This is a genomic window from Pseudomonas sp. IT-P294 (assembly GCF_949767865.1).
Taxonomy (GTDB): domain Bacteria; phylum Pseudomonadota; class Gammaproteobacteria; order Pseudomonadales; family Pseudomonadaceae; genus Aquipseudomonas.
Genome location: NZ_CATKQW010000008.1, coordinates 98,004 through 104,809, shown reverse-complemented (window position 1 = coordinate 104,809; position 6,806 = coordinate 98,004). Strand labels below are relative to the sequence as shown.

The following is a 6,806-nucleotide window of genomic DNA, read 5'->3' as shown; positions in this document are numbered from 1 at the left end:
CTTGGAGTTGAGTTCACCATAGCTGAGCGTCTCTGCCCCGAAGACCAATGCCGTTGCCTCAGGATTTAAAGCAACCTGCTCCTCGAATAGATGATGAATACACAAATAATCAGAATAACTAGCAATAACTTGGCCGTGCATCCATGCCTCCTAAAAGTGAATTACATCCACTCTATTGATTGACTGTACTTACACCATGCAAATGCAGCTTTATGAAACTATCTAACGACCCATATCTGCCACGCGTCCCCGTGATCATCCATCGGCAAAATATCAATCATTATGAGCGAGTACTATCTAGTACAGAGGCGCGCACCAACTGACATCACCCTCATACCGCAAACCACTAGCTCTTGATGAAATGCCGCAGCGAACGCCTCTCACGACAAGCTACATAGTGCGCAACCAGACAACACCGAATATTCAACTCAAGCAAAAAGAAAAATTTTGCCTACATCCAGCAACAAAACAATTGAAACCACAGCTTTTGGTGTGCCGTTGACTGATCCGAGTTAGTGCATTAGCTAGCCGTTCGACAACTTTTCATTTGGCCTGATTGCAACTTGCACTTCTGACGAAAGCTTTATTCTCAGACTTGCACAATATGCTCAAGGTGCAACAAACTTCGGAGCGCTGCTGCGACTAGGAACTGTTGGCCTGGACAGTTACGTAACTTCACGGACAGCGCTAGCTAAAATCATAGGAAGATCCATCCTATAACCAGCCCCCGGCGCCCCTTCATGCATCGCCGCCTGAATGTCCGCATACAAAGCATTCGCCTCAGCGGTAGTGATCGATCGCGAACAATCACGCAGCACCACACGCAAAAGCACATTCTCTTGGCCCGGCAGCATCCCGAGTCGCTCAATGGCTTGCGAGGGTAAATCCAAGAAATCCCAACGACCCTTGATCTGCATCTCTTCGATCCAGTCAGAACTGTCACCCGCAGCCAGCAACATCCTCTCGGTCAACACCTCTTCGCTTAGCCCCGGTGTTACCGCCAACGAAATGTCCCGAGCAATCGACGGCAAACGAGATACCGCAGTCCATGGATTCAGATCATGCATCTGCGCCTGCACTCGCGTGTTCTGATCGCGTAACAAGCGAATATCCGGGATGCCTTTGCGCAACATGGTCAGGCGATCCAGTCCCATCCCCAGCGCCAGTCCTCCGTGACGTAGCGGGTCGATATTCAAACGTTCCAGCAAAGACCTCGCAATACGACCGCACTCCAGTACCTCGACCGGCGCGTTGTCATTCAACACATTCACTTCAATTCCACCCTCGGTGTAGTGATGCGGACTGTCGCTGTAGACCCATGCTTTTTCAGGGACGGCGGACTTGAGGATATCGCCGACCAGACGTAGCAGATGTTCATGCGTAGCCAGTTCCGGGTCACCCAGTACCCAGATATCCATCTGATGCGGTTCGGCACAATGCCAGCGATCCCGACTGTCACGACGAAACGTAATACCCGGTGCCGCCAGCAAGATCGTCTGCCCCGGTTGCCGTGCTTGAGCGGCTCGCTGAAGCGCTGCCGGAATCTGACTGGTGGTTTGCGTACGTAACAGCGAGCACTCGTCGACCCAGCGTGTGTGTTCACTCCCGAGCGTGACCTCTGCCGAGTCGTAACCGAGCAAACCATAATTTTCCTCAGCAGACACAATCCGCGATCCTGTCTGCAGTTGAGCTTGAGGCCAGCCTTGTTCTGCTAGTCCTTGGAGGACTTCATTCAGCAGTAGCCGGACGGCGTGATCGGGGGTGTTAGATTCGGTTAGATCGACCATCAGCAGGGCTTGTTTAAGCGCACTGTTCGTAACGGTTTTCGTTGAAGAGATATCCATGCTCGTTCTCTCGACAATGGGTCCTTGCTGACAAGGTACACGGCCGTTGGGGTTTTAATCCGTAGAGCGGAAAATTCAGAAGGGGCTGACAGCACGGTCTTACAGGCACGTCGAGTGTGGTTCACTTTTGACCGAGGTGATGCCATCGCGGGCAAGCCCGGCTCCTACAGGGTTTTGAGGTGTTCACAAAATGATTGAACACTACAAAACCTGTGGGAGCCGGGCTTGCCCGCGATGAACGATAACGCGGTCTCTGATTGTTACTTCGGCACCTCAACGTTATCCATCATTCGATTCACCGCCAGTTCCGCCTGCATGATGATCTGCTGAATCCCCAGTGCCGTATGCCGGTGTGGGCCTTCGAGGTACGCGGCGAAGTCGGCCGTCATGACGCTGGCCGAGGCCAGGGATTCGCAGGTGTGTGCCAGCAGGTCTTCGTCCCGGATGTCCGGCGCGATCATGAACATGGTGCTGGGTTTGCGCACGAGCGGGGGCTTGAGGGCGGCGGGGTTGAGGTAGTGATCGAGGGCGCGGTCGGCGGCTTCGTGGAATTTCTTTGAATCGACTGATTCGTAGGGGGATGCCGGATCTGTGTCTGGCGGATTTGGCGTTACCTTGAACATATTTACCTTCTTCCTTATCGGGCGGCCACGCCTCGCTACTAATACGAGGGGTGGCGGCTGTACGCAGGTTAGTAGACCGGGGAACGAAGGCAAAGCCGGCGCGCCCGAGGGCGCCCTGCGCACAACCACCATCAAATACAGGCATCGAAATACCTGTCTGACAGACGCTTGTGCAGCCTTCACATCCTCGGGCTACTAAACCCGATCACTGGGAATCAGTGACGGGGATCAAGTTACCGAGGGCGTCCAAAGCGCACAAGCCGGCCGATTCTGGCGTAGTCGTAGGCAATGGCACAAGGCGTTGTAGCTTTCAGGAAGTAACCTTAAACACCCTTAAACAAGCACTCCGAATTGAGGCCGCCATCGCGGGCAAGCCCGCTCCCACAGTTGACCGAGTTGTCCGGGAGAACGCGGTCTAATGTGGGAGCAACTGTCTTGATGACTTTATTTTGAAGATTTATCAGAAGACAGCTGAACTTCCACAGAGCGTGGGAACGATCAAACAACTCGGTCCCTGTGGGAGCGTGGCTTGCCCGCGATGAACGATAACGCGGTCCATCTGCCCTCCTCGCCCCAGCCCAATTCTGGCACCCACACACAACCACTTGGCATCCCCGCAAACAAGCCCCGCCGCCCCCCGCGCGTAGTATCAAAACCGATCCCCTTCTCTACCCCAAAAACAACAATTCGACCCTCGGGTCGCGGGAGACTTCTGTGCTTAAGAAAAGTGCGTTGGGCTGGCCAAAGATTGCCGGCCTTGGAATTGCGTTGGTGGTGGCCGGGCAGTTTTCCGGCTGGAATTTCGGGCTGATGGCCGGCGGCTGGATGAACATGCTGATCGCCACGGTGCTGATGGCGTTGCTGTGCGGTGGCCTGGCGTTGTGCGTGGCCGAGTTGTCGACCGCGCTGCCGAGTGCCGGTGGCGTATTCGTTTATGCGCAAAGCGCCTTCGGGCCGTTCGTGGGTTATCTGGTCGGTGTCGCCTGTGCGTTGGCGCTGACCATCGGCACCGGTGCGGCGGCGACGTTCATTTGCGCCTACACCGAATCGATGTTCGGGCTCGGTGGCTGGCCGGTGAAAATCGCCCTGTTCGCGGTGATCATTGGCATCCACATCCGGGGCGTCGGTGAGGCCATGGGCCTGACCATGGTCGCAGGCGCCATCGCGGTCATTGCGCTGCTGATCTTTGGCGTGGCGATGGCGCCGCATGTCGAACTGGCGAACCTGTTGAAAATGCCGGCGGCCATTGGTGGTCCGTCCGTCAGCCTCGGCGGGATTTTCGCCTGTGTGCCGTTCGCCATCTGGCTGTTCATCACCGTCGAGCAAACCGGCTCGGCCGCTGAAGAAGCGCACAACCCCGGGCGCAGCATGCCGCGTGGCATCCTCGCCGCCATCGGCACGTTGCTGGTGACCGCGCTGGTGGTGTTGGTCTGCGCGCCGGGCGCCGGTGGGGTCGAGTTGGTGGGGTCGGCGGGCGATCCGCTGTATGCCGCGATGACCAGCACCAACGTCTACGGCGATGCGTCGTGGCTGGCCAAAGTGATTGGCTGCGGCGCGGTGTTTGGTCTGATCGCCACGTTCTTCTCGCTGATCTACGCCGCCTCGCGGCAATTGTTCGCCATGGCCCGCGACGGTTTGTTCCCGCAATGGCTGGGCAAAACCGGCAAGCGCGGCACGCCGTTCCCGGCCCTGCTGCTGATCGGCGCGATCGGCCTGCCGTTGTCCGCCATCGACCCGGCCACGGTGATGCTCGCAGTCGTGCTGCTGCTCAACGTTTGCTACCTGTTCATTTTCGGCGCCTACCTAAGAATCAAAAGCAGCCAGCCTGATTTGCCGCGTCCGTTCCGTCTGGCCGGCGGCACTGTGGTTGCCTGGCTGGGCCTGGCCTTGACGCTGGTGGTGATCGCCGCCTGCTTCCAACTCGACATGCTGATGCTGATCGCCCTCGCGGCGACCTTCGTCCTGTGCACGTTCAACTTCCTGCTGCGCGCCCACCTGCAAGGCCGCACCCCTGCCATCGAGGTTCCCGACCATGCCTGAAGACACCCTCCTGCAACGCCGCCATCGCGTCCTCGGCAGCGCTTCACCGTTGTTCTACGACAACCCCCTGCACCTGGTGCGCGGCGAAGGCGTCTGGCTGTTTGACGTCGACGGCCGCCGTTATCTGGACGTCTACAACAACGTGCCCTGCGTCGGCCATTGCAACCCGCACGTGGTGGAGGCGATGCACCGTCAGGCGATGACGCTGAATATTCACACTCGCTATCTGGACGAAAACGTCGTGCGTTACGCCGAGCGTCTGACCGCCACGTTCGCCGAGCCGCTGGACACCGCAATGTTCACTTGCACCGGCAGCGAAGCGAATGAACTGGCGCTGCGCCTGGCGCGGTTTGCCAGCGGCGGCACCGGCATCATCGTCAGCGATTACAACTACCACGGCAACTCGTCGTCGCTGGCCGAAGTCACCACCGCGCTGCCTTCGCCCGAGCCATTCGCCGCACACGCTCGCGCGGTGCCGATCCCGTGTCTGTACCACACGCCGGCAGGCACCAGCGAAGCCGAGTTGACGGAGCAATATGCCGCCAACATCAAAGCCGCCATCGCCTCGATGCAGGCGCAGGGCATTCGTCCCGCCGCGCTGCTGATCGACACGCTGTTCGCCAACGAAGGTTTGCCACGGGTGCCGGCCGGGTTTGTCGCCAAGGCCGCCGAACTGATTCGCGCGGCCGGCGGTTTGTTCATCGCCGATGAAGTGCAATCCGGGTTCGGCCGCACCGGTGATCATCTGTGGGGCCATCAGGCCCACGCGGTAGTGCCGGACATCGTTACCTTGGGCAAACCGATGGGCAACGGCTATCCGCTGGCCGGGCTGATCACCCGCAAATCGCTGGTCGAGGCGTTCGGACGCAGCGCCATGTATTTCAACACCTTCGGCGGCTCGCCGGTCGCCGCAGCGGTGGGCATGGCGGTGCTTGATGTCATCGAAGACCAACAGTTGCTGAGTAACGCGCAATCCGTCGGCGCCTATGTGCAGCAACGTCTGCAATCGTTGGCCAGCAAGCATTCGATCATTGGCGATGTGCGCGGCAAAGGGTTGTTCTTCGCCATGGAACTGGTGCGCGACCACGCCAGCAAGGAGCCTGCCGGCCTCGAGGCGCGCAAAGTGGTGAATGACATGCGCGAGAACGGCGTGCTGATCAGCAAGATCGGCGCCGGCGACAATATCCTCAAACTGCGGCCGCCGCTGGTGTTCAACCGCGATCACGCCGACCTCTTCGTTGACACACTGGACAGCGCCCTGAGCGCAATCTGAGGCCTTGCCATGACTGATTTCCACACCCTGAGCCACGACCAGCAAGTCGCCAAACTGCACAACCTTGCCCGCCATGCCCTGCAACAGTGGGACGGCGTGTTTGGTGAGATCGAACTGGTGAAATTCCGCGAAAACGCGGTGTTCTCAGCGCGGCGCGAGGACGGCCAGCGCGTCGCCCTGCGCATCCATCGCAACGGCTATCACTGCGAGGCGGCGCTGCGTTCCGAGCTGCAATGGATGGAAGCGCTGGCCACGGCTGGCATCACCGTGCCGCAGATCATTCGGGCGCGGGACGAGCGGCACCTGGTCGAAGTCGTCCACGCCGACATCGGCGAACCACGGCATGTCGACATGCTCGCCTGGCTGCCCGGTGCGACGGCGGGCACCTCCGAAGCCGGGGTGCAGGCTGACACTGAAATTGATTTTCTGTTTGCCGAGGCCGGCGCAATTGCCGCGCGGATTCACTTGCACGCGGCGGATTGGCAGCAGCCGGACGAGTTTGTGCGCCATGCGTGGGATGAGGATGGATTGATCGGCGCCAATCCGTTCTGGGGACGGTTTTGGGAGCTGGAACCGCTCAGCAATGATCAACGGGCGCTGTTGCAGGAAGCCCGGCGCCGCGCACGCAGCGACCTGCGTCGATACGGCCGGCACCTGGAGAACTTCGGCATGATTCACGCCGATCTGGTGCCGGAGAACCTGCTGATCGAAGGGCCGCAACTGCGCCTGATCGACTTCGATGATGCGGGGTTTGGCTGGCACATGTTCGAACTGGCGACCGCGCTGTATTTCTGTCTGGATGATCCGCGTTATGAGCAGATCAAAGCGTCGCTGCTGGCCGGCTATGACGCGGTCAAACCGCTGACCGAGGCGGATCGCAGCACATTGGCGCTGTTTCTGATGCTGCGCGGCACAACGTATCTGGGCTGGATTCATACCCGCAAAGGCACGCCGACAGCGATTGAAATGGCGCCGATGTTGATCGAGCGGGCGTGTCAGTTGGCTCGGGAATATCTGCAAGAGTGA

The 6,806-nt window shown here is 59.2% G+C and carries 5 protein-coding genes; 3 read left to right on the top strand and 2 right to left on the bottom strand.

Features of this window, described 5'->3' with window-relative positions:
* Nucleotides 1-665: 665 nt before the first annotated feature.
* Together ACM6I0_RS06650 and ACM6I0_RS06645 are read right to left on the bottom strand one after the other, a co-directional pair.
* Nucleotides 666-1,844: a hypothetical protein gene (locus tag ACM6I0_RS06650; RefSeq protein ID WP_414921782.1), complete on the bottom strand. Its 1,179-nt coding sequence runs from the start codon at nt 1,842-1,844 to the stop codon at nt 666-668.
* 260 nt (nt 1,845-2,104) lie between these two features.
* Nucleotides 2,105-2,467, bottom strand: coding sequence for a DUF6124 family protein (locus ACM6I0_RS06645; RefSeq protein WP_414921781.1), 363 nt, complete (start codon nt 2,465-2,467; stop codon nt 2,105-2,107).
* Between the two features lie 714 nt (nt 2,468-3,181).
* Between ACM6I0_RS06645 and ACM6I0_RS06640 the strand changes: the two genes are divergently transcribed.
* The 3 genes from ACM6I0_RS06640 to ACM6I0_RS06630 are packed head-to-tail and all read left to right on the top strand — an operon-like array spanning nt 3,182 to nt 6,806.
* Nucleotides 3,182-4,507: an amino acid permease gene (locus tag ACM6I0_RS06640; protein ID WP_414921780.1), complete on the top strand. Its 1,326-nt coding sequence runs from the start codon at nt 3,182-3,184 to the stop codon at nt 4,505-4,507.
* Nucleotides 4,500-5,780: an aspartate aminotransferase family protein gene (locus ACM6I0_RS06635; RefSeq protein ID WP_414921779.1), complete on the top strand. Its 1,281-nt coding sequence runs from the start codon at nt 4,500-4,502 to the stop codon at nt 5,778-5,780. Before ACM6I0_RS06640 ends, ACM6I0_RS06635 begins: the two co-directional genes overlap by 8 nt.
* A 9-nt stretch (nt 5,781-5,789) precedes the next feature.
* Nucleotides 5,790-6,806, top strand: coding sequence for a phosphotransferase enzyme family protein (locus tag ACM6I0_RS06630; RefSeq protein WP_414921778.1), 1,017 nt, complete (start codon nt 5,790-5,792; stop codon nt 6,804-6,806).

Bases quoted from the DNA above. Each gene is read 5' to 3' on its own strand.
- ACM6I0_RS06650 (WP_414921782.1), bottom strand. From the start codon at position 1,844: ATGGATATCTCTTCAACGAAAACCGTTACGAACAGTGCGCTTAAACAA.
- ACM6I0_RS06645 (WP_414921781.1), bottom strand. From the start codon at position 2,467: ATGTTCAAGGTAACGCCAAATCCGCCAGACACAGATCCGGCATCCCCC.
- ACM6I0_RS06635 (WP_414921779.1), top strand. From the start codon at position 4,500: ATGCCTGAAGACACCCTCCTGCAACGCCGCCATCGCGTCCTCGGCAGC.
- ACM6I0_RS06630 (WP_414921778.1), top strand. From the start codon at position 5,790: ATGACTGATTTCCACACCCTGAGCCACGACCAGCAAGTCGCCAAACTG.